The organism is Mesorhizobium sp. B2-7-2 (assembly GCF_006440775.1).
GTDB lineage: Bacteria > Pseudomonadota > Alphaproteobacteria > Rhizobiales > Rhizobiaceae > Mesorhizobium.
In genome coordinates this window covers 189684-213882 of sequence record NZ_VFTZ01000002.1, presented here as the reverse complement: position 1 = coordinate 213882, position 24199 = coordinate 189684, and the positions used below count along the sequence as shown (strand labels likewise).

Here is a 24199-nt window from a genome sequence, read left to right as displayed (position 1 = left end):
TAAGCCAATGGCAGGTGACTTTGCGGCCTAAAGGTCAAAACAGAAAATACCGCTGCGCCATCGGCAGCACGGTCGCCGGTTCGCAGGTCAGCAACTCGCCGTCGGCGCGCACTTCGTAGGTCTCGGGATCGACCTCGACATGCGGTGTGGCGTCGTTGAGCACCATGGAATGCTTGCCGATGCCGCCGCGCGTGTTCTCGACCGCGATCATCGCCTTGTCGACGCCTAGCCTGCCTTGCAGGCCGGCGTCGAAGGCGGCCTTGGAGACAAAGGTCACCGACGAATTGGTCAGCGCCTTGCCATAGGCGCCGAACATCGGCCGGTAATGCATCGGCTGCGGCGTCGGGATCGAGGCGTTCGGGTCGCCCATTGGGGCAGCGGCGATCGAGCCGCCGACCAGCACCATCTCCGGCTTGACGCCGAAGAAGGCAGGGTTCCACAGCACCAGATCGGCGCGCTTGCCGACCGTGATCGAGCCGATCTCCTTCGACAGGCCGTGCGCGATGGCCGGATTGATGGTGTATTTGGCGATGTAGCGGCGGACGCGGAAATTATCGTTGTCGCCGGTCTCGTCAGGCAGCGCACCGCGCTGGCGCTTCATCTTGTCGGCGGTCTGCCAGCAGCGGATCGCCACCTCGCCGACGCGGCCCATGGCCTGGCTGTCGGAGGAGATGATCGAGAAGGCGCCGATGTCGTGCAGTATGTCCTCGGCGGCGATCGTCTCCTTGCGGATGCGGCTTTCGGCAAAGGCGATGTCCTCCGGGATCGACGGCGACAAATGGTGGCACACCATCAGCATGTCGAGATGCTCGGCCAGCGTGTTGACCGTGTATGGCCGGGTCGGGTTCGTCGAGGACGGGATGACGTTGGGCAGGCCGCAGACCTTGATGACGTCGGGCGCGTGGCCGCCGCCGGCGCCCTCGGTGTGGAAGGCGTGGATGGTGCGGCCCTTGATGGCCGCCACCGTGTTCTCGACGAAGCCCGATTCATTCAGCGTGTCGGTGTGGATCATCACCTGGACGTCGTAATCGTCGGCGACCGACAGGCAGCAGTCGATGGCGGCCGGGGTCGTGCCCCAGTCCTCGTGCAGCTTCAGCGAGCAGGCGCCGGCCAGCACCATCTCTTCAAGCGCCGCCGGCTTTGACGCATTGCCCTTGCCCGACAGGCCGATATTCATCGGAAAGGCATCGAAGGACTGGATCATGCGCGCCATGTGCCAGGGTCCCGGCGTGCAGGTGGTGGCCAAAGTGCCATGCGCCGGGCCGGTACCGCCGCCAAGCATGGTGGTGACGCCGCTCATCAGCGCTTCCTCGATCTGCTGCGGGCAGATGAAGTGGATATGCGCGTCGAATCCGCCGGCCGTCAGGATCCTGCCCTCGCCGGCGATGATCTCGGTGCCGGGGCCGATGATGATGGTGACGCCGGCCTGCGTGTCCGGATTGCCGGCCTTGCCGATGGCGGCGATGCGGCCATCCTTCAGGCCGATATCGGCCTTGACGATGCCGGTGAGCGCATCGACGACCAGCGCATTGGTGATGACGGTATCGACCGCGCCGCCGGCCCGCGTCACCTGGCTTTGGCCCATGCCGTCGCGGATGACCTTGCCGCCGCCGAATTTCACTTCCTCGCCGTAAACGGTGAGGTCCTTTTCCACCTCGATGAAGAGCTCGGTGTCGGCAAGCCGCACCTTGTCGCCGACCGTCGGTCCATACATCTGCGCATAGGCGGCGCGGCTTATCATGGCCATCAGCGATTGCTCCCGAAATTCAGGTTGAATGAACGCGAGGTGCACATTGTCGCCACCCAATGGTCACGCAATGACCCGCTTAGGAACACCTTGCGCTCCCATTTGGCGGTTGAGGTGCCCCGGTCAGCCCAAAAGGACCGTTTGCCAAACCGATGGAAGGAATATCCATGCTCAAAGCGATTCTTCTCGCCGCAACCGCCACCACCTTGATGGCGGGCACTGCCAATGCCCAGCAGCAGCCGACGCCGCAGCCCAGTCCCGCGCCGACCGCGCCCGCCGCGCCGAAGGCCCAGTCCGCGGCGCCGGCGATCCAGAGCGTCAATGTCGTCGACATTACCGAACTGCCCAAGGACACGCAGACGCAGGTCAACCAGATCGTAGCGCAGCGCGGCGATGCCGGCCTGCAGACATTGCGCAAGTCGATCGACGCCACGCCCAAGGTCAAATCCGCGCTCGAAGCCAAGGGCATGAGCTCCGCGCAGGTGATCGCCGCAAGCATGCAGCCCAATGGCGCGCTGACGCTGATTACCAAGAAGGCGAGCTGACTGCACGCCCAGGCGGGCCGCCTTGCGGTCCGCCAACCATATTTTGAAGGAAAAGCGGGCCGCGTCACGGTCCGCCTGCCGGCTTTTGAAGGGAACCTCCGGCCAAGCAGGACCGTTTCGCTGTTTTCGCCCCGCCACGGGTTCAGTCAGGAGCGAGCGATGGCGAAAGCCCCGCGTTTTAAAAGATGGAGTTCCGCGGTTGCCGCCACGCTTTTCATGGCCGCGCCCCATGCGGCGCTCGCGGCGCAGCCGCTGGACAACGACAGGCCTGCCGCGGCAATCGTCGATTCCGATGTCCGGCAGGAAGAGGCCCTTTCCTCGACGGAGGCCGGAAAGGTCATCACGGCCATCGACCGCACCCGCGACAACATCGGCACGGTGCGCAAGACCACCAAGCTCGATACGGTCGACATCGTGTTCCTGACCGACGCGGCGCGCAGCGAGGGCGGGCCGCCGCCGGCGATAGAGAACAAGGTGAAGCAGCATCAGGAGGATGTCGCCGAACTGCGCCAGGAGATCGAGGCGAACGCCTTGCTCTTCAACGCGATCGATTCGCGGCGCGTGCAGGCCGAGGACGTGCTCGCCGTAGAGTTCGACAATCCGGGGAAGGTCGTCATCTATGCCGCCGCCAAGCCCCCGAAGTGATGTGAGCGCGCCGGCGGACCTCACAGCTTGCCCATCACCTTTTGCTGGAAGCCATAGACCTCGCGTTTGCCGCCCAGCGGCACCAGCGTGACGTCGCGCTCCTGCCCGGGCTCGAAGCGCATGGCCGTGCCGGCGGCGATGTCGAGCCGCATGCCGCGCGCGCGCTCGCGGTCGAATTTCAGGCCCTCATTGGTCTCGTAGAAATGATAGTGGCTGCCGACCTGGATCGGCCGGTCGCCGCTGTTGGCGACCTTGAGCGTGACCGTCGGCAGCCCCTTGTTGAGCTCGATCTCGCCCTTGGCCGCGATGATTTCGCCGGGGATCATCGCGCCCTCACAACACGCCGAAGGCGAGGCCGACGCCGGCCGCCGCGCAAGCCGCACCTGCAGCGCGCGCCAGGCTGCGGAAGCGCATGCCGAGGCTGAGGGCCGCCGCGATGCCCACGGCATGGAGAAGGGCCGTCGCGGCGGCGAAGCCCGCAATGTATTCCAGCCCGCCGGCATTTTCGGGCACTTCGGTGCCATGGGCATGGCCATGGAACAGCGCGAACAGACCGATGACCGCGATCCCGGTCGAGACCGGCAGGTCGATCGCCAGCGCCACCAGCAGGCCGAGCGTCACCATGGAAGCGAGGATGCCCGGCTCGACGAAAGGCATCGGCACATGCAGCATGCCGAGCACGCCGCCGGCCAGCATCACGCCGACAAAGGCCAGCGGCCAGGCCCAGAGCGCCTTGCCGCCCTTCAGCGCCGCCCACACGCCGACGGCGATCATGACTGTCATGTGGTCGAGACCGGACAGCGGATGCGCGAAGCCGTCGGCGAAGGACGAGGTCGTGGCGATGCCGACATGGGCATAGGCCGGCATGGCGGCTGCCAGGAAAAGGATCGCGGCAAGCGTGGTACGTTTCGCCGAAGCGGGGATCATCTTTCTGCCCTTTCCAGTGCCCGTTAAGCGGCCTTGCGCGGGCCGCAGCCTTCGGCCTTGAGCACGCGTTTGGTCGACGGCGGATATTTCGTCAGCTTGGCCGCCGGCCGGATCGGCCGCGGCGCAAAATTGCCGCCGCAATTGGGGCAGACGCCGCCCAGCACATTGTCCACGCAGTCGGCGCAGAAGGTGCACTCGAAGGTACAGATCAGCGCATCGGCCGCTTCCGGCGGCAGATCCTTGTCGCAGCATTCGCAATTCGGCCTGAGCTCCAGCATCTGTATTCCTCCTCACCGGATCGGTTCATGCACGGTCACCAGCTTGGTGCCGTCGGGAAATGTCGCCTCGACCTGGACGTCATGGATCATCTCGGCGATACCGTCCATGACCTGGGCGCGGGTGACGACATGCGCACCCGCCTCCATCAGTTCCGCGACCGGGCGGCCGTCGCGCGCGCCTTCGACGACGAAGTCGGTGATCAGGGCGATGGCTTCGGGATGGTTGAGCTTGACGCCGCGCTCCAGCCGCTTGCGCGCCACCATCGCCGCCATGGCGATCAGCAGCTTGTCTTTTTCACGCGGTGTCAGGTTCATGCAACTTCCCGGCAATCGAAATCAGAGTGACCACAATTTAGGCAGGCCCGCCCGCCCATTGAGCAGTTCGACGAGCGGAACCAGCCGCTTGCGGAGCTGGTAGCCGTCGCCGGCACAAAGCCTCGCAAGAAGCTTGCCAGATCGGCCGACGCGCCAGAAACTGGCGCCGCCCCAACCACCGATGGCAGGGTCGCCGATGATGGCGCGGGCCGGCTCCAGCAGACTTTCCGCCTGCGGCGACACCAGCAGCAATGTGGCGACGGCAAGCGCGCCGCCGGTCGCCGCCGGCCGCTGGAGCGTTGCAGTGATATCCGGCCCGACGCGGAAATCCTCCGCATGGATCAGCGCGCCGCCCTGGCGGACCCGCCAGCGGTCATGGAAACTGCCATTGGTCGTCCGCTCACCCATCGCCAGCCGGCCGAACAGCGTGGCTTCCAGCACCAATGCCTCGGCATCGTCGCCAAGCTCGACGTCCAGCGTGCGGGCGAAGGCGGCGCGGTCGAAAACGATGGTTTCCTGCGGCAGCCAGGCGACGCGGCCGCCCGGACCGACCCGCAGACTGACGCTTGTCTCGGCCCTGTCGGCGGCGGCGCGATAGATCTTCTCGCAGGCCTGGGTGGTGATGGCGGCGGAGGCGTCTGCGCCGACCTCGACCGTCCAGCCGAGGCGATCGCCGCCGGTCAGCCCGCCGGCGGTGTTGATCAGCACCGCCTCGAGCGGATCGCCTTGCACCGCAGGCAGGCGGATCTTGGCCGATCCGTCCTGGTAGAGCCGCCGCAGGCGCGTCCGGCCGCCGCTCTTGCCGCAGAAAAGCCTGCCCAGGCCGGCAACACGTTGCGCGGCAGGCAAGGAAGGGGCGGCCAAAGGCGAGGCAGGCTGGGATGTCAAAGTGTTGCCGATCATGTCCACGATCCCAGGTTAAGCACTCCGGCGGCTTTGTCGATATCGCTTGTTGCTTGACATCGTTTCGGTTTCTATAGAGGGAAGCCACCTTGGAGCGGTCGCGCGGTGCCTGGCGAGGCAAGGGCAACGGCGTTTGTTGGGTCCGGGGATCAAAAAAAGAGGCGCTGATCAGTTGGCGTCGGGCAACGACAGGGAAGGAACCGAATGGCTGACCAGCTGACGACCGAGATCATCGAAAAGATCAAGGCGCATGCCGATACCGGCGGCGAGGAAATCACCGCCAGCACCGATCTCGGCACGCTCGGCATCCATTCGCTGGAGCTGACCGAGATCATCTTCGATCTCGAGGAAAAGTACGGCATCGAGATCGAGATGAACACGGTCGATGCCTGGAGCAATCTTAAGAACGTCGGCGACATGGTCGAGGCGGTTCGCGAACTGATCGCGAAAAAAGCCTGACTGCATGCAAAAACGCGTCGTCATCACCGGTATTGGCGGGATTTGCGGGCTCGGCAACAATGCGGCGGCGATATGGGACGCCATGCGCGCCGGCCGCTCGGCCATCGGCCCTATCGACAATCCGTCGCTGCATGACCTCAAGGTCAAGACCGGCTGCGAAATCAAGCAATTGCCGGACCACGGCATCGACCGCAAGCAGGTCGTGTCGATGGACCGCTTCAGCCTGCTGGCGGTGATCGCGGCGCGGGAGGCCATGCGACAATCGGGCCTGACCGCGCATGCCGACAACACCTACCGGATGGGCGCAATTGTCGGCATCGGCGTCGCGGGCTTCGAGACGATCGAGGAGAATTACCGCGCCATCCTGCTCGAAGGGCGCAACCGCGCCGCCATCTTCACCGTGCCGAAAGTGATGCCGGGCGCGGCCGCCGGCCAGGTCAGTATGAATCTCGGGTTGCGCGGCCCTGTTTTCGGCGCCACCTCGGCCTGCTCGTCGGCCAACCATGCGATCTCCTCGGCGGTCGACCAGATCAGGCTCGGCCGCGCCGACGTGATGGTCGCCGGCGGCACCGAAGCGCCGCTGGTGTGGGGCGTGCTGAAGGGCTGGGAGGCGCTCAGGGTGCTTTCGCCCGACACCTGCCGGCCGTTCTCGGCCGATCGCGCCGGCCTGGTGCTCGGCGAAGGCGCCGGCATGGCGGTGCTCGAAAGCTACGATCACGCGATGGCGCGCGGCGCCACCGTTTTGGCCGAGATCGCCGGCGTCGGGCTTTCGGCCGATGCCTCCGACATCGTCGCGCCGACCATCGAGGGACCGGAAGCGGCGATGCGTTTTTGCCTGGCGGATGCCGGACTCGGTCCGGAAGATGTCGACTACCTCAACGCGCACGGCACCGGCACCAAGGCCAACGACCAGATCGAGACCGCGGCGATCAAGCGCGTCTTCGGCGAGCATGCCCGTTCGCTTTCGGTGTCCTCGACCAAGTCGATGCATGCGCATTGCCTCGGCGCTTCCGGCGGGCTGGAGATGATCGCCTGCGTGATGGCGATCCGCGACGGCATCGTGCCGCCGACCGCCAATTACCGCGAGCCGGACCCGGATTGCGACCTCGACGTGACGCCGAACACGGCGCGCGAGCGCAAGGTGCGCGCGGCGCTCAGCAACAGTTTCGCCTTCGGCGGAACCAATGCAGTGCTGGCCTTCAAGGCGGTCTGACCGCGGCCGACCGGTTGACTGTGTGTCCATGCCCAAGCCGCTTGCCGGTGTATTGATCCCGACCGGCCGGGGTCCTAATTCTCCCTGACCCGCCGTGAGCGCCGCCCGCCGCCGATCCGCATCCGGAGTTTCCGATGACCGACCTGTCCGCCTTTCCGATCGCCAAGCGCTGGCCGGCCAAGCACCCCGAGCGCCTGCAGCTCTATTCCGCCACGACGCCCAACGGCGTGAAGGCGTCGATCGCGCTGGAGGAGATCGGCCTGCCCTATGAGCCGCATTATGTCGATATCGGCAAGAATGAGAGCTGGACGCCGGAATTCCTGTCGCTCAATCCGAACGGCAAGATACCGGCGATCATCGATCCGGACGGTCCGGGCGGCAAGCCGATCGGCTTGTTCGAATCCGGCGCCATCCTGCTCTATCTGGCCGACAAGACCGGCAAGCTCATTCCCGCCGATCCGGCGCGGCGCTACGAGACGATCCAATGGGTGTTCTTCCAGATGGCGGCGATCGGCCCGATCTTCGGGCAGGTCGGCTTCTTCCACAAATTCGCCGGGCGCGAGATTGCCGACAAGCGGCCGCTGGAGCGTTATCGCGACGAGTCGCGGCGGCTGATCGGCGTTATGGAAACGCGCCTGAAGGGCCGCAAGTGGATCATGGACGACGACTACACCATCGCCGATGTGTCGATGCTGGGCTGGGTGCGCAACCTGATCGGCTTCTACGAGGCGCGCGACCTGGTCGGTTTCGACGATTTCCCGGCCGTTGCCGAGTGGCTGGAGCGTGGCCTGGCACGGCCGGCGGTGAAGAGGGGCCTGGCCATCCCGACGAAGGGCTGAGGCAGCTTCGGGAAACGTGCAGCGGTGGGCGCAACAAAAAAAGCCCTGCGGGCGCGCTTGACTGAGGTCGATCGCGGCCCATGCCGGGCTGGTTTCGACGCTCGGCGAAAAGGCGCTTTGGCTGAAGGTGGCGGTGGGCTAAGCGGGCGGCTAGCGCCCACGTTGGAGATTAGCCGAAACCCCCGTGACGTCGTCATACTCGGGCTTGACCCGAGTAGCCATCCCGTGGCTCTTGCCGTAAGGTGCAACGGTGCAGAATTCTGTAACCGCAGCAACGCTCTAGCGTCACGGCATGGATTCTAGGGTCTGCGCGCGTCGCTTCGCTCCTTGCTCCGCCCTAGAATGACGACCGAGCTGTCGTGGTGGCCAATCGCGAAGGTCCGGCTCGGCGACTTCGCCGTCCGGAATCGCGTAAACGGCCTACTTCGCCTTGGCCTTGGCGCCGCCGCGGCCGAACACGGAAGCCGCGAGCCGCGCGGTGGCGACGACCGCTCCTGTGGCGACGCTGGCCACGGTGCGAATCGGCCCCGATTTTTTTGCCGGCGACTTGGCGTGTTTCGCGCTCTTGGCCGCGGCCTTGTGAGCCGCGCCAGGCGTCACTTTCTTTGGCGCCGCTTTGCCGAAAGCCGGCTTGGCATCGTTCGACCGCTCCGCGATCGCGGGGCCGGCGCCGGCCTTGGCCTGCGTTGCCCTGGATTGGTTGGCCCTGCTTTTCTTGGCCACGGGTTTTCTGCTGTTCGTTGCCATCTGACGGCTCCTGCATTCTCGGTTCGCAGTTTCGGAGGGAAAGCGTTCGCCCGCCTTCCTGGAATTGCTCCGGCGCCGGACAATTCGGGATAGCGTCATAACGGCCTGAAAACCTTAAAGTTCCCGCCGGAAAATATTGAAAATTGAGCAGGTTAACCAATAACCAAGGAACCAACGACCATATCGGCCGGCCGGCGCCGCGCCAGCACCCGCTCGATGTTGGGCATGTCGTTGGAGGCAATCCAGGCGCGGGCGTCCTCGTCGGACTTGCCGTGCTCGCGCCAGCGCTCCATCAGGCGGCTTTCGAGCTCAGCCCTCGGCACGTCGACGAAGATGGTGAAATCGAACAAAGGCGCCAGCCGCGACCACGGCTCCTCGTCGAGCAGCAGATAGTTGCCCTCGACCAGGATAAACTTGGTGTCGGTGCCGACGATTTCGGCCGCCGCGCGCGACAGTTCCATGCTGCGGTCGAACACGGGAATCGCGATATCGGGCTCGCCCGAGCGGATGCGCTTCAAGAGCGTCTCGAAACCGGCGAAATCGAACGTTTCCGGCGCGCCCTTGCGGGGTCGCAGGCCGCGGCGGTTGAGAATGATATTGTCATAATGAAAGCCGTCCATCGGTACGACCTCGGATGTGCCTTCCGGCAGCAGCTCATGCAATGCAGCGGACAGTGTCGACTTGCCGGAGCCGGGCGGACCGGCAATGGCGACGACGAAGCGCCTGGCTCCGCCGGCGCGCTTGAAGATGGCGGCTGTGATATGGGCGATCTCGGACATCGGCGGCTTTCCGGCTGCGGTTCAGCCGACATCTTGGCGGGTGTCGGCGGAAAATTCAAACCTCGTTCCGAAGTTTAGGCGGCCTGCGCACCTTCGAGGTTAGCCGAGGTGTCCATCCTCGTCGCCCTGGAATGACGAACTCTCAGGCGCTGGCCGAGGTCTCAATCAGGAACCGAGCGGCCGATGCGCAGGAACCCGCCGTCGAACGGCACCTCCCGCGCTGCCCCGCCGGCAGCGAGGACACGCAGGCGGTCGGGCGCCGATTCCAAGCCGCTCGGCGGCTCCACGTCCGCGAACGGAACCGCGCCGATGATATGGCGGAACGACACCGACCGTCCTCCGGCGAGCGCAAAGGCTGTGGCCACGCCTTCATGCTTCAACCAGTTGTCGCCGAGCGAAGCGGCGTGGCCGACGGCCGCGCGGCCATCCTCGACGCCGAGCACGCCGACGTGACGGCCGCTCCAGGGCGCGTAGTCGCGGCCGCCATTCGAGAACCACAACATGGTGACCGGCAGCTCGGCCGGGTTCTTCAGCACCAGAACCAGATCCTGCTCGGCGCGGCGGGCAATCGCCGTCCAGCCCGGGCCGCTGTGATCCGCCTCGACCAGGGTGATGAAATCCTCGCGCCTGTCCTCCATGCGGTAGTCGGTGAGGTCGGTTGTGCCGCCGGCGGCGAGCGGGACCTTTGTGAGGTCGGTGGCGCGAGCCGGATAGGCCAGCATGAAGCGGCCGCGCGCCGGATCGGGCTCCGGCGGCATCGGCGGCGTGACGGCCATGCGCTTCGGCGAGAAGGCGAGCCGGCCGCCGCCCGCCATCGCAGTCATCGGATGATGGGCGACGGAAATCGCGCCGGCGCCGCCGGAAAAGATGTGCTCCTGGTAGAGGAAAGGATGGCTGTCGCGCAGCGTGAAGACCTTGTCGACAGTGGCACCCATGACCTTGCGGCGCAGCCGGAAGACGGCGCGCCAGCCTCCGGGAACCGCGCCGTTGTCGACGACGTCCCACTCGCTGTTGGCCGGCCAGCCATGCAGGGGCGCGGTCTCGACGTCGCTGGTGGAGAAAGGTGCGCAGAGAAAGTCGCCTGAGAGCCGCACCGTGCCTTCGGGGAGGTTCGCGGGCAATGTCTCGCGCGGCGAGCCGACCCAAGGCGCGCGGTGCAGGGGCTTCAGGAGGCGGCCTTCGGCCTCGACCTCCATGGCACTAATGTGACCGACTGCGAGATCGAGCGAAACCGAGATGCCCTTTGCGCCGATGGTGAGCGTGTCCATGAATACCTCTCCCCGAATCTTTCGGGCGCAAGAAAAGCCTGCGCGATGGCGGATGCGCAAGCGGGGCGATTGGCAATTTGCATCAGTTCCTCACCCTCCCCGTTGTGGCGAGGGTCGGCGAGCGGTCGGAGCAAAGCGGAGACCGGTCGACGGGGTGGGGCTCAAAGAAAGAATTCTTTCGACCCCCAGCCCGATCCGCTACGCGGATCGATCCTCCCCACAAGGGGTCCCGCAAGGGGGAAACTGGCAGCTTCGGCGACAGCTCGAACCTCCAAAACCTGGGCAAATGCCTTATTGCCGCCGTTAACCCATTGGACGCGGCATATGCGGTACGTTAGCTTCGCCGCATCTCAGCAACAGCTTTAGAACCGTCTTGCCCCGTCCCTTCCCTTTCCTTCAGAAACTCATCGCCGCGATGACCCTGCTCCTGCTCGTCGCCGGCTGCACCACGGCCGCGCCGCCGGAAAGCGTGCTCGCTGTCCCGGCGCAGCCGCAGAAATATGCGGCGATCGTGGTCGATGCCTCGACCGGCAAGACCTTGTTCGAGGTCAATTCGAGGTCGCAGCGCTATCCCGCGTCGCTGACCAAGATGATGACGCTCTACATGCTGTTCGAGGCGCTGGAGTCCGGCCGCGTCACCAAGCAGACGCAGATTCCGGTTTCCGACCACGCCGCCTCGCAACCGCCGACGAAGCTGCGCTTCCGGCGCGGCGAGACGATCGACGTCGATTCCGCCATCCGCGCCATGGTGGTGAAGTCGGCGAACGATGTGGCGGTGGCGGTGGGCGAGTATCTGGGCGGCGGCTCAGAGGACCAGTTCGCCGCCATGATGACCGCGAAGGCGCGCCAGCTCGGCATGACCGCCACCAATTTCCGCAATGCCTGCGGCCTGCCCGACGATGGCCAGGTGACCACGGCGCGCGACATGGCGGTGCTGGGCATGGCGCTGGAGCACCGTTTCCCGCAGCACTTCCACTATTTTTCGGAAAGCGACTTCATGTTCCGCGGCCGGCTGGTGCGCGGCCACAACGACATGCTGGGCCGCGTGCGTGGCGTCGACGGCATCAAGACCGGATACATTCGTGCCTCCGGCTACAACATCGTCACCTCCTACAATGCCGATGGGCGGCACCTGATCGTGGTGGTGATGGGCGCCGACAGCGCACGCCAGCGCAACGACCATGTCGAGGCGCTGATCCAGCGCAGCATGGGGCCGGCGATCGCCGATGCCGGCCAGCCCAGGCTGATGTATTCCGGGCAGCAGCCGAGCTCGCCGTTGCCCGGCATGGCGCCGCCGGACTCGGCTTTGCCAGGGCTGCTGGCACCGGGCTCCGCGACCCCTGCGTCGATGCAGGCTGGCCAGCCGGCGTCCGATCTGCCGTCGCCGGATTTGGCGTCGCCCACTTCGCCGCTGCTGCTGCCGGCGCAGTAGAGCGGGCTAAGAGGAGCGGCGCTGCCGCACTCTTTTCAGAATGGCGCGTGAAGGAGGGCGAAGCCGTTCTACCGTCATTCTAGGGCGGAGCAAGGAGCGAAGCGACGCGCGCAGACCCTGGAATCCATGCCGTGACCTGTGAACGTTGCGGCGGTGCAGACAATGGTGCCGGAACACCAGCGTAGACAGGCTTTTTCTGCACCGCTGCATTCGTCGGCGGGCGCAATGGCATGGATTCCAGGGTCTGCGCGACGCTTCGCGTCGCTCCGCCCTGGAATGACGACCTCATTGGCAGGCGTCGCCCCACCAACCGTTTATCTAACCACCAGCACCGGGATCTGCGTCAGCGACACCACCTCCGCCGTCTGGCTGCCAAGCACCAGGCGGCCGAGGCCGCGACGGCCGTGAGAGGCCATGACGATGAGGTCGCTGTCCTCGGCGCCCGCAACCTCGAGGATCGCCTCGGCCGGCGCCTTGTTCTCGACGTGGATGCCCTTGGAGGCCACGCCCTTGGCATCGGCTTCGGCCTTGCATTTGTCGAGCACCTCGCTTGCATATTTGCGCGCGCTTTCCTCGTAATTGGTGAGCTCCTCGGCGGCGACATAGCCGGCCATGGCGCCGCCCCAGGCCAGCGTCGGGAACGGCTCGGAGACGGTGACGAAAGCCACGGCGGCGCCGAGCCCCTTGGCCAGCTCAAGCCCGTGGCCGACGCCCTTCTGGGCGAGCTCCGAGCCGTCAGTGGCGATCAGGATTTTCTTGTACATGGTGGCGGTCCCTCATTTGCGGGGCGCTGCGCGCGGCCCAGGTGGCGGGAGCCTGAACGGTCAGGCCTGATCTCGATATAGTCAGCCTATCAGGCCCGCCACAGGGGCCAGCTTGATCTGGATCAAGGCCAGGCGGCGGAGACGATTGCGCCAGGGGTGACTTGTCCAGGCAGCTTGCGCGGATTGGGGCCTTTTTTCGCTCTGGATTACCATCGAGGCAGCGGATAATCGCTGACGGCGTCGCTGCGCTATGCAATTGCGCGCGTCGCCGTGCGCTCCTTACCCTGCCCGCCCAATCACAAGAACTTGTTCTGTCACACGAGATTCATACTGGCCATGGATATGCCGCGCCGGCTTGGCGTATCGTATCGCAAAGCCTCGAACAGGAGCACCGACCATGGCCAGCGACCCGAAGGCAGCCGCGCAGAAGCAGGCGGACAACGAGAACGATGTCGCCGGCGAATATCTCGAGGCGGAAACCGTGTTGGAGGATGCCCAGCACGGAGCCGACGAGATCCTCGAAGCGCCGGAAGTGCCGGATTCCGAGCCGCATGTGCCCGGCCGGATCAAGCCGAAGAAAAAACCCTCAGCGATATCGGGGCGGAAGTTCCGCAAGCGCGACCTGGTGCGCATCGACGACCTGCGGCCCAGCCTTGCCGACCGCATCCGCTCCGACCATCCCGACCTGCCGCGCGGCGCCCGCATCAGCCGCGAGGAGCTCGGCCGCTACCGCATGCGCTACATGGAGGAGTTGCTGCAGCAGGAGCACGGCGAGTTCTCCGAGCTCGACCGCCAGGTGGTGGAATCGATCGCGAGACAGGACACGATCTCGGAAAACTCGGAAGAGGAGTTCGAGGAGCACCGCTCCTTCGCCGACCGCGTCTCCGACACGATGGCCGAGTTCGGCGGCAGTTGGTGGTTCCTGATCTCGTTCGGCACCGTGCTTCTGGTCTGGATCGGCATCAACCTGATCGCCGGCCTGGCGCACGCCTTCGACCCGTACCCGTTCATCCTGCTCAACCTTCTGCTCTCCTGCATAGCCGCCATCCAGGCGCCGGTGATCATGATGAGCCAGAAGCGGCAGGAAGCCAAAGACCGGCTGCGCTCCTTCAACGACTACCGGGTGAACCTGAAAGCCGAGCTTGAAGTGCGCCACCTGCACGAAAAGCTCGACTATTTGATCTCGCGCCAATGGCAGCGGCTGGCCGAAATGCAGCAGATGCAGCTGGACGCCATGCACGAGCTGGCGGGTGCAAAGAAGCAGAAGCGGGCGACAAGGGCGGTGAGAAGGAGGGTGGCGAAGGTGGAGGCGGAGGGGTGAAGCCGCAGAGCTTGGGTTCCTCGACAAAATGGGACGTCCGAACGGCGGCGGGGCCCGCGGCTCGCCCGGCTTGCCGGCTCGGCGAAGCCGAGGCGTCGAGGGGAGCCCGTCTCAGGCCGCCGCACAATCGCCAATTGGCCGTTGAAGCCACGGCCGGCTTCCGCTATGAAGCCGTGGCTGGCCGGCCCACCGGCCGGTTCGTTTTCCCGGGAAGCACCCGTAGCTCAGCTGGATAGAGCGCTGCCCTCCGAAGGCAGAGGTCACAGGTTCGAATCCTGTCGGGTGCGCCACTTCAGTACAGAACTGCGAACTCCCGCCACCGCCGTTTCTTCGCCTGATGCCGCGACCAGGGTTTGGAGCAATTCGGACTTTGATCCGATGATTCTGACTTCCTTCTCGGCCACTTCGATCCGCTGCGCCAACGCTCGCAGGTGATCGCGGCGGTAGCCGCCACGCGGATCGTGCATGCGCTCGCGAGCGGCGCGGGCGAATGTGGTGACCATTTCGGAAGTAATGGGCTGGTCGCCGGTGCTGTCGAGCGAAGCCTCGATGCGCTCGGCATCTGTCGTGGCTTGTTCCTTGATGGCTTTGAGACCCGCCATGCGATCCTTGAGAGCAGGATCGTTGATGTCTATGACGCCAGCCTCAATGGCGTCATAGAGCCGATTGAGGCGCTGGTCGGTCTCGGTGATCTTCCGCTTCAGTTCGCCCAGGTGCTCGCGGCGGCGCTCAGTGCGTTCCTGCCTCCGGCCCAGGACAGCCTCAAGAATGGTGGTGAGCCGTTCTGGCTTGAGAAGCCGCTTCTCCAGATGATTGGCAACCAGGTCGTCCAGAAAGGCCATGGGGATCGATTTGCCCTGGCAACCGGCCTTGCCCTGGCGGGCGCGTGTCGAGCAGGTGTAGTAACGATACATAGTGCCAGTGCAGCCTTTGCCGGTCCTGAGCGTCATGGCTCCTCCGCACTTTGCGCAAAAGCAGATACCGGTAAGGAGAACGGGACTGGTGGTGACCCTGGGTGGCGTCACCATTGGATGGCGAGATTTGAGACGCGCCTGCACCGCATCGAAGGTCTTGCGCTCGATGATTGCCGGCACCGCCATGACGACAACCTCGTCGTCCGGCTTCTTTGCCCTGCCCTTGAAGCTGCGCGTATTGAAGCGGTGTTCGCCGATATAGGTGGTTCGGGTTAGGACGGCGTGGATTTGCGCCAGTCCCCAGAGACCGCCGTCTCGTGTGAACAACCGGGTCTCATTCAGATGGCAGGCGATCGATTTGACGCCCATTGGTCCTGAGATTCCATTGCCCTGAAGAAAGAGGCGGTAGATCAATCGGACGGTGTCGGCGTGCAGCGGATCGACCTCCAGCTTCTTCTTGGTCTTCGATCCGCGCTGCTCTGCCGCAACGATCCGGTAGCCGATCGGAGGCAACGCCCCATTCCAGAAGCCCTGCCTGGCATTCTCGTTCATGGCGCGGAGCACATGCTTGGCGTTCTCTTTCGACTGGTACTCATCGAAGAGAGCCATGATCTGGCGCATCATGACATGCATTGGATCGTCACCCATCTCCTGGGTAATCGACACAAGTCTTACGCCGTTCTTGGCGAGCCGCCTGACATGGAACTCAAGCTCGAAGTGATCGCGGAAGAATCGGCTGAAGGAATGAACGACCACGACATCGAAGGGGGAAGGCTTTGATGTGCCTTCCTCGATCATGCGCTGGAACTCTGGACGCTTGTCATTGGTGGCCGATGCGCCTGCCTCGACAAAGGTATTGACCAGCTCATAGCCACGAGAGACGCAGTAAGCCTCACCTTGGCGCCTCTGGTCGGGAATGGAGACATCGTGCTCGGCCTGGCGGGCCGTGGATACGCGAAGGTAGAGGACTGCCCGCGATCCCTTTGTAGACTGCTGCTGTTGTGAAGCCGTCTTCATAAGCACTGTCTCCCTGTCATTTCATGGGCGATCTCCGAAAAGCTGATCGAAGATGTCGCCAAACCACGCCTCGAACGCGTCGATTTCCGGGGAAGTGACAGGGACGGGCTTTGGCAGATTGTCGGTAACGCGCCACTCGCGTGGATCGTGTTGAACCGGTCGGCCAACGCGTGGACGCGGCTCAACGTGTAGGTAGTCATACAGGTCGATCGGCAATGTACCGAGGCGGACCCGTGACAGTTCCGCAGAGGTCGCTTTGCGAGCCGGGTGGGACATGGCCCAAATATGCCCCAGCAACCCGTCAAAGCGGAACGACCTATGTATTCGCCAGAACCATCATTCGCACGATGACGGATCAGCTTTCGTTCAACCGGTTTGGCCTCATCGCTCCAAGGCATCTTCCTCCTCCAGGGCTGCGACCAGCTTGGCTGCCGCCTCCCAATGTCTGGCGATGTCGGCGCGGACCGTCGCCCTCTCCGGCCGATCCATACCTATGTCTCCAACGATCGCCTTCATGTCCCGAAGCACCGACGCGATGTGCGGCCAGGGGAAGTCAGACGGATCGTCGATCTCCCTGTCTGCTCCAACGATCATCTCCAGCTTGGCGACCACTCCAGCAAGCGAGGTCGCCGTGACATCGGGGATTGCGTCCAGATGCTTCAACTCCTCCGTCACGCCGAGCACTTCCGCTTCACGTGCAACCGCAAACTCTTGTCTCCCATCGACTGTCTGCCAGGCCGCGATCTGCGTCGCTCGGAGGCTATTTCCGGAGCCCGATGCTGCCAGATCCGTCAATACCGGAATTCCGGTATTGACCAACATTCGGCTCTCCAGCCGTTGCTGTATTCGGCACAGTAGGAGCGCGACGTGATGGGCTCGCTGCTGGTGGGACCAAAGGTGCAGTGCTCGGTCATCGAACCGACTTTCCAATGCGGGTTGTCTATCGAATCTGTCCATGCGGGTGAGCCTTTTCGTTTGCTGGAAGGCATCTCCTCCATATCATATTGAATGCCGAATAGGAACTATCGTTCCTGGAATGATCGTTCCATTCCTGAGCTATCTCTGGGAATGGACCTCAAGGAAGTTTTTGCAAGCAACTTGCGTCAAATCAGAAGCAGCAAAGGGCTGACGCAGGAAGAGCTGGCAGAGCGCGCAGGGCTTAGCGCTAGATACATCGGCTCAATCGAGCGGGCACACGTTTCGGCAAGTGTCACCGTGCTCGGGCGCATCGCAGACGCGCTGGGTGTCGAGCCGCACACGCTGGTGCGGCTGAACAGATAGCCACACGCGACCGTTGAGCCGCCCGCGAGAGCGCCCTCAACAGCGCTGTAGCGAGCGGGCGGCGGCTTTGCGCCCAATCCACGACATTCAAGGCCCCGGATGACGATCCCGTAAGCTGCCGTTCGCTCGCATGCCTTCCATATCGGTGGAGATACCGCGGATCCATTTGCTTGTGGAGCGTCCGCCGATCCGACAGGTAGAGGAGGGAAAAATAGCTCGTGGTCAAGATTCAGGCCGACTTTTGGAGCGCTGCGAGATGATCGGCCGGCCACAACGGCCTCCGCCAGCTCATCTCGAAAATCCGGGCGGCACGTTTTTCCATGGCACGCCGCCGCGGCCCATTTCATAGCCTTCTTTGAACAGCGCCCGCATGAACTTATTCTCGAACGGGGTTTTTGGCTCGTCGGTGAAGTCTGCCGGAACATCTATGAAGTTGTAGGCGATGCCGTCGCGCCTGGATATAGCGTAAAGCCTGTAGAGATCGCCGATCCCTTGCGTCTTGATCAGGGAAGAGACCGCCTTTTCCGCGATGTCGGGCAGCGTAGCCTTGACGACCCCTGGCGCCGGCGTCGTCCGGCCATTGCGGATGATATAGAGGCGTGCTTTGACCCGACCGTGGAACGTCCGATCAAGCTCGCGCAAGCTCAAGCCTGCGGGCATTAAGAAGACCTGGTTGCTGGTGCCACCGTCGACGTGCATTTCGTGGTAGGTTTTTCCGGCGGCGGTCACTTTCAGTTCGACGGGCGGGAAAATTCCGGGGATGGCGGTGGAGGCCAGGATAACTTGCTTGAAGAGCTGCAGCCGGTCCGGCCGATGGCTCGCCGCGATGGCGCCCATGTCCCAGATGACAGGCCGATCCGCATCAAGGTTGGTCGTTCCGATGAAGAGCCTCCGTCCCTTGCCGGACTCTGCGGCGATCTGATCCAGCATGTCTTCGGTGACTTCTTCGTCCAGCATTTTGGCAAGGGGAGCGTTGCTGGTGAACGATGCGCTCGACAGAACGCCGAGGAAGCTGTGCTCCGTATAGATGTTGGCGTCCTTTATTGTGGTGAAGGCATGCTTCAAGCGATCGTCATAAGCTGGGCCAAGGAACGCGAAGGGCGCAATCAACGATCCGGTGCTGATGCCGGTGACAATATCGAACCTGGGCCTCGTGCCGGCCTTTGTCCAGCCTGCGAGGATCCCGGCGCCGAAGGCGCCGCTGCTGCCGCCGCCCGAAATCGTAAGGGCGGCGAGCTCCCGCGGCTTCATCGACGGATCCGCCTTTGCCGCCTGAATTCTCTCGTCGCGGAATGCGATGAGACGATCTGGCGGAAAACTTTCGTCTGAATCGCCCCAGACTCGTATGTCGCTGGGATAGCCACTCACTTCGGCCGCAGCCATGCGTTCCGTCGGCACGCCATCGCGTGAATAGGCGGCGATGCAGCCCGTAAGCTCAATTGCGCACAGGCCAAGCAGGATGATCCTCAGCATAGCTCTCAAGCTCCTGACTCGGTTTCTATTCAAGCCAAGGCGAAGCTGCGGAAAAGCTGTTCGCCTCCAAGGACGGCGAAGGAGACGACGGTCATCAGCAGGGCACGATGGAAGCGCGCCTGTTTGATCTCTCTCACGCGTGAGGTTTTCAGCAGTTCAGCGGATACCACCGAGGTCCAATCGGATTGCAGCGCCAGGTGAACCAATTCGCGCACATCGGCGAAATATCCAGGGTCCACATGGTAGACGGGCGGGATAGCGCAGGCGCCAGCTATTTTGCGGTTGAGTTCCTTGTCCGCTCGCTTTCGGCTCGGATAGAGCACTTGTCCGAACTGCATGATCGGCATGATGACGATCCCCCAGACCGCCACGTAGAACAGCGGTCCGAGTGGAGCGTGCGACGGCAGCAGATCACCAAATCGCAGGATCAGGTTGAGGGCGAGGATGTAGCCCACGCCCACGATCTGAGCCTTGGTATCGTAGGAACGCGCGACCGATTGTGCCTCCTGCAGCGCCGCGGACAGCATCTTGTCGACATATTGTCGCGTGGTCCCGTCGGGTTCTGCGCACATGGTGGCGTCGGTCGCAAGAAAGCGGTCAAGGAGAGTGGGGCGTGTTTCCAGCATGGCCGTTCTCCTTTCTCAGTCCGACAAGGCCAGGATCGGGATTGCACCGATGCTTGGCTCTGGCGCCACCGATGGCTCGTCGCTTTCCCGGATCCGGTTCACCGTCACATAAAGGGACGGCAGGAAAACCAGCGTCAGCATGGTGGCGACGGCAAGTCCGCCGACGATGGCGTAAGCCATCGGCCCCCAGAAAACGTCGTGCATGATCGGAATCATGCCCAGGATCGCCGCGGCCGCGGTGAGCATGATCGGCCGGAACCGGTGGACGGTCGCGTCGATCACCGCCTTCCATGGCTCGATCCCCTGGGCCCGCTCATGCTCGATCTGGTGCACCAGGATAACCGAGTTGCGGATGATCATGCCGGCGAGCGCAATGATCCCGAGCGTCGCGATGAAGCCCATCGGCGTACTGGTTGTCAGCAGCGCGATCGCGACTCCGATGAGCCCGAGAGGCGCTACGCTGATGACCATGGCCACTTGTCTGAAGCTCCCGAGCTGGACCATCAAAACCGTAAGCATCAAGGTGATCATCAGCGGGAACTGGGCCAACAGGGCGGCGTTGCTGAGCGCGGTCTTTTCCACCGTGCCGCCGGTCTCGATCGATGTTTCCGCCGGCATCGACTTGGAAAGCGTGGCCAGCGCAGCGGCAACGTGCTGGTGAACGAAGGCCGGCTGCAGCCCCGGCAGTGGCTGTGCCTGGACTGTGATGGTGGGCAGGCGTTGGCGTCTCCAAACATACCCGTCATCGAGTTCGTATTTGAAATCGGCGAGCTCGCGCAACGGAACGGATGCACCCGTGGGCGTGGTGATCTGAAGGTGACGCAGGGCTTCGATTGTGGAACGCTCGTCGGTCTGAGCGCGTGCGACCACGTCGACCAGGTAGATGGAATCGCGCAGTTGCGTGACCGTCGAGCCGTTGAGCACGCGGCTGAGCGCCTGGGAGAGCTGTTCGGAGCTTAGCCCCGCCTGCCGGACACGGTCCTGGTCGACGACGATGCGCAGCGCCTTGTTCTTCTCGCCCCAGTCGAAGTTGACGGTCTCCACAAGGCCGGAAGCCCGCAGGACTTCGGCTACCTGCTCGCCATACTTCCGGGCATCCTCGGGAGTAGGCGCGCTCACCCGGTACTGCACCGGCCAGCCGACCGGCGGCCCCAATTCCAGGCGTGAAATGCGCACAGTTAGGTCCGGAAAATTGTCGGCGAACAGCGTCTGCAGTTTGGCCTGCACGCGATCGCGCGCCTGAAGGTCCTTGGCCACGACGACGGTCTCGGCCATGAAGTCGTTGTCGAGCTGCACATCCAGGGGCAGGTAGAAGCGGATGGCGCCGCCGCCGACATAGGAGGAGAAGCGCTCGATATCGGCGTCACCCGCAAGGACCTTCTCCAGCCGTTCCGTTTGTGCCTCGGTAGCGGTGATCGAGGCATTCTTGGGCAGCGTCATCGTCACCAGGAGTTCAGGCCGGTTGGAGGCCGGGAAGAACTGCTGCTGGACGAAGCCCATGCCGTAAAGTGAAGCGCCAAAGGCAATGAGGGATGCGGCGATGGTGAGAAAACGGTGCCGCATGGTGAACGCCAGCAGGCGCCGGAACAGCCGCATGAACGGTCCTGGTTCGGCCTCCCCATGCGCTTTCATGTGCGCGGGCAAGAGGGTCAGCCCGAGTACCGGAGCGAAGATCACGGCCACGAACCATGAGGCGATGAGCGCCACCCCTATGACGGCAAACAGTGAGAAGGTGTATTGCCCGGTGTTGTTGTCCGCGAACCCGATCGGCAGGAAGCCGAGCAGCGTAATCAGCGTTCCCGTCAGCATTGGAAAGGCGGTGGACGTGTAGGCAAAGGTTGCTGCCTTGATCTTCGGCATGCCTTCTTCGATCTTGGAGATCATCATCTCGATCGTGATCATGGCGTCATCGACGAGAAGGCCGAGCGCGATGATGAGCGCACCAAGCGAAATGCGCTGCAGGCTGATACCCGCGAACTCCATGAATGCGAAGACGATGGCAAGGACGAGCGGGATGGACAGGGCGACCACCAGGCCGGCGCGCAGGCCGAGGCTGAGGAAGCTCACGACGAGCACGATTGCGACGGCTTCGAGGAGCGCCTTGGTGAATTCGCCGATCGCCTCACGCACGACCTCGGGCTGGTCCGATACCAGATTGAGCTCGATGCCGACCGGGAAACGCTGCTTGAGCCGCTCGGCCGCTGCGTGGAGACCCTTGCCGAAATCGAGATTGTTGCCGCCATCGCGCATGTTGATGCCGATACCGATGGCCGGCTTGCCGTTGACGCGAAACATCTTGCCGGGCGGATCGCTATAGCCGCGCTGCACCTCGGCGATGTCCGAGAGCTTGTAGAACCGCCCTCCCACCGACAGATTGAGCTTGGCTATGTCATCAGGTGCCAACAGGGAACCAGTCATGTCGACCAGCACGTTCTCGCTGGGCGTGTTGATGATTCCGGCAGGCACAACGGCATTCTGGCGGGCGATTGCCGACAGCACGTCGTCGAGGCTGAGCTTAAGATTGGCGAGCTTCTGCGGTGAGAAATTCAGATAGACCTTCTCGTCCTGGTCACCGTAGATGTCGACCTTGCCTACATCGGGAGCACGCAGGAATTCGGCCCGCGCGGTCTCGGCGAAGTCGCGTGCCTGACGCGGGCTGAAACCGTCATAGGTTATCCCGTAGATGGTGCCGAAGACGTCGCCAAACTCGTCATTGAAGAAGGGGCCGACCACGCCTTGCGGCAGCGTCTGCCTTATGTCGCTCACCTTCTTGCGGACCTGATACCAGATGCCGTCGAGGTCGCGCTTCTTGGTGGACTCCTTAAGGTAGACGAAAATCGTCGCCTGGCCTGGCTTGGTGTAGCTCTTGAGGTAATCGAGGTTCGGGGTTTCCTCGAGCTTCTTTTCGATCCGGTCCGTCACCTGCTGCTGCGTGTCTGCAGCGGTTGCTCCCGGCCAGTTTGCCTGGACCACCATGGTCTGCACCGTGAAATCCGGGTCTTCCTGACGACCGAGACGCTCGTAAGAAGTGATACCGGCCGCAACGCAGACGAGCATTAGAAAGACGACAATCGAGCGGTTGTGCACGGCCCATTCGGAAAGGTTGAAGCTGGCCATCACTCGACCTCCGCATTGGGCTTGACCACTTCGCCGTCGGCAAGGGAATTCACCCCGGCGACCACTACTTTGTCGCCCGCGGCCAGCCCCTGGCTCACGGTGACGGAACTTGCATCGAACTCGAGCAGTTGGACCTTGCGCCGCTCTACCTTGTCGTCTTTGCCAACCACCCAAACCTGGGGCTGGTCTCCGGACTGCAGCAGTGCGCTCGGGGGAAGTGTCGCGACTAAATGACCTTCGTCGCTTTCGACACGACCAACAACGATTGCTCCGAGCCGCATTTGCGGGGGCGGAGCAGGTACCGCAACTTTCACCTGATAGGTGCCGGTGGCGCTGTCGGCCTCGGGCGAAATCTCGCGGATCGTGCCTGTCACCGCGATTTCAGGGTGGGCCTGGAGCGCAACATTCACCGGCATGCCAAGGCTTGCCCTGACTATGTCCTCGCTCGCGACCGCAAAGACGGCTTCGCGCTCGTCATTGCGCGAAATCTCGATCACCATCTGTCCGGCGACCACCACCTGACCGGGGTCTGCCCCGGTCGCGGTCACGATGCCGTCGTCGGGCGCCTTGAGTTCGGTATAGGCAAGCTGGTTCTGTGCGATGCGCAGATTGGCGTCGGTCGCCTGAACTTGCGCTTGCGCGCTCCGCAGCGACTTCAGCGCGTCATCGTATTGCGAATGGGTGGCGAAGCCTTTGCCGAGGAGAAGCCGAAACCTTTCTTCCTGGGCGGCAGCCTGAGCAAGTGCGGCCTTGGCCGCGTCGAGGTCCGCCGCCGTGGCGGTGACCTTGTTCTGGTAATCGACGGCGCTGAGTTCCGCGAGCTTCTGGCCCTTTTTGACCATTGCGCCAGCATCGACATCGCGCGTGACGAGCCGGCCGCCGACCTCGAAGCCAACCTGGCTGACATAGCGCGATTGGATGCGGCCGGCGCCTTGCGTTACCAGCTTGAACGTGTGGGGCGTTACCACCACCACGCGGGCCGTTCGTGGCGCTGCCGGCGCCTCGGCCTCCTTTTGTGAACAACCGGCAAGACAAAGGCCGGCGATACCGGCCAACAGGAAATGACGCGACGACAGGCGCATGGAAGCCTCCGCTCGAAAGGTCGAGGTTGCAGGGAACTGTGAAAGGGCGAGCCGAGCTGAGTGGCTCGATTTCGATTTAGGCTATTAAGTCAAATCGACTATATAGTCAATATGAGTTGCGCGCAATCGTGCCATGCAAAAAGGCATGGCGAGTGAGAGGAGAGCTCAAAGGAGACGGAGTGGAGAGGCCCGACAACAGGCCGGTTCTGCGGCGCTTCACGGGGTGCTTGCTAGGCATGGAAGCCGTGTGACTTTGAAACGCCTGATCAGCATTCGCGGCCATGGGGTGCTTCCACCTGGTCGCATGTCTGGGCTGGTCGGGTCAGGATGGCCGAGGATAGCGGGTGGGAGTGGTAAGCTTGACAGGCGTGAACAGGCCGAAGTCTTGCTCCGACAGGATCTTCCAAGCAGTGTTTTTCATCGCTGCATCCCAACACACCCTGGAGCAGAAGTAATAGCGGACAGGGCGCGCCAGGAAGTTTTGTTCGCATACTATACAAGTCATAG

General features: G+C 63.5%; 24 protein-coding genes and 1 tRNA gene. 9 read left to right on the top strand and 16 right to left on the bottom strand.

The features are described from left to right. Positions 1–34 precede the first annotated feature (34 nt). The gene (gene ureC / locus FJ425_RS03855) at positions 35–1750 is read right to left on the bottom strand and encodes an urease subunit alpha (protein WP_181164865.1); all 1716 of its coding nucleotides are present in this window, start codon (positions 1748–1750) and stop codon (positions 35–37) included. Positions 1751–1914: 164 nt separating this feature from the next. Here ureC and FJ425_RS03850 point away from each other — a divergent pair, with 164 nt between their 5' ends. Both FJ425_RS03850 and FJ425_RS03845 read left to right on the top strand, forming a co-directional pair. Continuing rightward, positions 1915–2292, top strand: coding sequence for a hypothetical protein (locus FJ425_RS03850; protein ID WP_140546156.1), 378 nt, complete (start codon positions 1915–1917; stop codon positions 2290–2292). A 159-nt stretch (positions 2293–2451) separates the two neighbouring features. Beyond that, positions 2452–2937: a hypothetical protein gene (locus tag FJ425_RS03845; protein ID WP_140628281.1), complete on the top strand. Its 486-nt coding sequence runs from the start codon at positions 2452–2454 to the stop codon at positions 2935–2937. A 20-nt stretch (positions 2938–2957) separates the two neighbouring features. Here FJ425_RS03845 and FJ425_RS03840 read toward each other — a convergent pair whose 3' ends face one another. Genes FJ425_RS03840 through FJ425_RS03820 form a run of 5 tightly spaced genes read right to left on the bottom strand, consistent with a single transcriptional unit; the run spans position 2958 to position 5360 of the window. Beyond that, a complete protein-coding gene (locus FJ425_RS03840; RefSeq protein ID WP_140628276.1) occupies positions 2958–3263 on the bottom strand; it encodes an urease subunit beta in 306 nt (101 codons plus the stop codon). Between the two features lie 7 nt (positions 3264–3270). Next, positions 3271–3864: a HupE/UreJ family protein gene (locus tag FJ425_RS03835; protein ID WP_140628272.1), complete on the bottom strand. Its 594-nt coding sequence runs from the start codon at positions 3862–3864 to the stop codon at positions 3271–3273. A 23-nt stretch (positions 3865–3887) separates the two neighbouring features. Next, complete coding sequence (locus FJ425_RS03830; protein ID WP_140628265.1) at positions 3888–4142, bottom strand: DUF1272 domain-containing protein; 255 nt, start codon at positions 4140–4142, stop codon at positions 3888–3890. Between the two features lie 12 nt (positions 4143–4154). Next, positions 4155–4457 (bottom strand): urease subunit gamma, encoded by a 303-nt coding sequence (locus FJ425_RS03825; RefSeq protein ID WP_041003069.1) that lies wholly within the window; start codon positions 4455–4457, stop codon positions 4155–4157. 21 nt (positions 4458–4478) lie between these two features. Beyond that, a complete protein-coding gene (locus FJ425_RS03820) occupies positions 4479–5360 on the bottom strand; it encodes an urease accessory protein UreD (RefSeq protein ID WP_140721888.1) in 882 nt (293 codons plus the stop codon). Positions 5361–5564: 204 nt separating this feature from the next. On the opposite strand from FJ425_RS03820, the gene FJ425_RS03815 reads away from it, so the two are divergent. From FJ425_RS03815 to FJ425_RS03805, 3 genes are all read left to right on the top strand, one after another. Then, positions 5565–5819, top strand: a complete 255-nt coding sequence (locus FJ425_RS03815) for an acyl carrier protein (RefSeq protein ID WP_041003067.1) — start codon at positions 5565–5567, stop codon at positions 5817–5819. Between the two features lie 4 nt (positions 5820–5823). After that, the gene (locus tag FJ425_RS03810) at positions 5824–7032 is read left to right on the top strand and encodes a beta-ketoacyl-[acyl-carrier-protein] synthase family protein (RefSeq protein ID WP_140721885.1); all 1209 of its coding nucleotides are present in this window, start codon (positions 5824–5826) and stop codon (positions 7030–7032) included. Between the two features lie 134 nt (positions 7033–7166). Next, on the top strand, positions 7167–7871 hold the full coding sequence (locus FJ425_RS03805; RefSeq protein ID WP_140628257.1) for a glutathione S-transferase N-terminal domain-containing protein: 705 nt from the start codon (positions 7167–7169) through the stop codon (positions 7869–7871). A 420-nt stretch (positions 7872–8291) separates the two neighbouring features. On the opposite strand, the gene FJ425_RS03800 is transcribed toward FJ425_RS03805, so the two are convergent. From FJ425_RS03800 to FJ425_RS03790, 3 genes are all read right to left on the bottom strand, one after another. Beyond that, positions 8292–8618, bottom strand: a complete 327-nt coding sequence (locus FJ425_RS03800; protein ID WP_140628254.1) for a hypothetical protein — start codon at positions 8616–8618, stop codon at positions 8292–8294. Between the two features lie 152 nt (positions 8619–8770). After that, a complete protein-coding gene (locus FJ425_RS03795) occupies positions 8771–9397 on the bottom strand; it encodes a nucleoside triphosphate hydrolase (protein WP_140546147.1) in 627 nt (208 codons plus the stop codon). 161 nt (positions 9398–9558) lie between these two features. Further along, positions 9559–10665, bottom strand: coding sequence for a hypothetical protein (locus tag FJ425_RS03790; protein WP_140546146.1), 1107 nt, complete (start codon positions 10663–10665; stop codon positions 9559–9561). Between the two features lie 415 nt (positions 10666–11080). On the opposite strand from FJ425_RS03790, the gene FJ425_RS03785 reads away from it, so the two are divergent. Then, positions 11081–12097 (top strand): D-alanyl-D-alanine carboxypeptidase family protein, encoded by a 1017-nt coding sequence (locus tag FJ425_RS03785; protein WP_140546145.1) that lies wholly within the window; start codon positions 11081–11083, stop codon positions 12095–12097. Positions 12098–12411: 314 nt separating this feature from the next. Here FJ425_RS03785 and FJ425_RS03780 read toward each other — a convergent pair whose 3' ends face one another. Continuing rightward, the gene (locus FJ425_RS03780; protein WP_140633782.1) at positions 12412–12861 is read right to left on the bottom strand and encodes a universal stress protein; all 450 of its coding nucleotides are present in this window, start codon (positions 12859–12861) and stop codon (positions 12412–12414) included. Positions 12862–13258: 397 nt separating this feature from the next. On the opposite strand from FJ425_RS03780, the gene FJ425_RS03775 reads away from it, so the two are divergent. Together FJ425_RS03775 and FJ425_RS03770 are read left to right on the top strand one after the other, a co-directional pair. Next, positions 13259–14182, top strand: coding sequence for a DUF1003 domain-containing protein (locus tag FJ425_RS03775; RefSeq protein WP_140545619.1), 924 nt, complete (start codon positions 13259–13261; stop codon positions 14180–14182). Positions 14183–14395: 213 nt separating this feature from the next. Further along, positions 14396–14472: transfer RNA gene (locus FJ425_RS03770), tRNA-Arg, on the top strand. On the opposite strand, the gene FJ425_RS03765 is transcribed toward FJ425_RS03770, so the two are convergent. Together FJ425_RS03765 and FJ425_RS03755 are read right to left on the bottom strand one after the other, a co-directional pair. Continuing rightward, entirely contained in the window at positions 14443–16113 is a 1671-nt protein-coding gene (locus FJ425_RS03765) for a recombinase family protein (protein WP_140721882.1), read from the bottom strand. The two genes, FJ425_RS03770 and FJ425_RS03765, sit on opposite strands and share 30 nt — an antisense overlap. Positions 16114–16494: 381 nt before the next feature. Then, on the bottom strand, positions 16495–16935 hold the full coding sequence (locus tag FJ425_RS03755) for a hypothetical protein (RefSeq protein WP_140721879.1): 441 nt from the start codon (positions 16933–16935) through the stop codon (positions 16495–16497). A 246-nt stretch (positions 16936–17181) separates the two neighbouring features. Here FJ425_RS03755 and FJ425_RS03750 point away from each other — a divergent pair, with 246 nt between their 5' ends. Continuing rightward, complete coding sequence (locus FJ425_RS03750; RefSeq protein ID WP_095790296.1) at positions 17182–17394, top strand: helix-turn-helix transcriptional regulator; 213 nt, start codon at positions 17182–17184, stop codon at positions 17392–17394. A gap of 288 nt (positions 17395–17682) precedes the next feature. On the opposite strand, the gene FJ425_RS03745 is transcribed toward FJ425_RS03750, so the two are convergent. From FJ425_RS03745 to FJ425_RS03730, 4 genes are read right to left on the bottom strand one after another with little or no spacing between them, the layout of a single operon-like run. Then, positions 17683–18867, bottom strand: coding sequence for a patatin-like phospholipase family protein (locus FJ425_RS03745; protein ID WP_140721876.1), 1185 nt, complete (start codon positions 18865–18867; stop codon positions 17683–17685). A 29-nt stretch (positions 18868–18896) separates the two neighbouring features. Continuing rightward, on the bottom strand, positions 18897–19493 hold the full coding sequence (locus FJ425_RS03740) for a hypothetical protein (protein WP_181174828.1): 597 nt from the start codon (positions 19491–19493) through the stop codon (positions 18897–18899). Between the two features lie 15 nt (positions 19494–19508). Next, positions 19509–22610: an efflux RND transporter permease subunit gene (locus tag FJ425_RS03735; protein WP_281407499.1), complete on the bottom strand. Its 3102-nt coding sequence runs from the start codon at positions 22608–22610 to the stop codon at positions 19509–19511. After that, positions 22610–23692, bottom strand: coding sequence for an efflux RND transporter periplasmic adaptor subunit (locus tag FJ425_RS03730; protein WP_140721870.1), 1083 nt, complete (start codon positions 23690–23692; stop codon positions 22610–22612). The genes FJ425_RS03735 and FJ425_RS03730 overlap by 1 nt, the downstream gene beginning before the upstream one ends. Positions 23693–24199 lie beyond the last annotated feature (507 nt).